The sequence below is a fragment of the Labilibaculum sp. DW002 genome (assembly GCF_029029525.1).
In the GTDB taxonomy this organism is placed as follows: domain Bacteria; phylum Bacteroidota; class Bacteroidia; order Bacteroidales; family Marinifilaceae; genus Paralabilibaculum; species Paralabilibaculum antarcticum.
Genome location: NZ_JAKJSC010000033.1, coordinates 1 through 205 on the forward strand (window position 1 = coordinate 1; position 205 = coordinate 205).

The 205-nt window shown below is 36.6% G+C and carries 1 protein-coding gene; it reads right to left on the reverse strand.

Annotation, left to right across the window (positions count from 1 at the left end; genetic code table 11):
* Window positions 1-205, reverse strand: a 205-nt coding sequence (locus L3049_RS21580; protein ID WP_275111911.1) for a hypothetical protein, incomplete at both ends; no start/stop codon positions are given.

Consider the following 205-nt stretch of genomic DNA (forward strand, 5'->3'; position numbering starts at 1 on the left):
CCTATTTAAAATTTCATTCCCTTTTGCATTGTCTATACACCCGTGTATGGATCTGTTCAATGAGGGAAGAAGAGATTGCAACACTCCAGGATTCTTACCATACTTGACTTTTATAAAAAAGTCTCGTAACTTCTCAAAGTCAAAAACGTTTTTACGTTCTGAATGTGTAACACTCACACGCTTCAAGCGTTGACTTTGATGAACT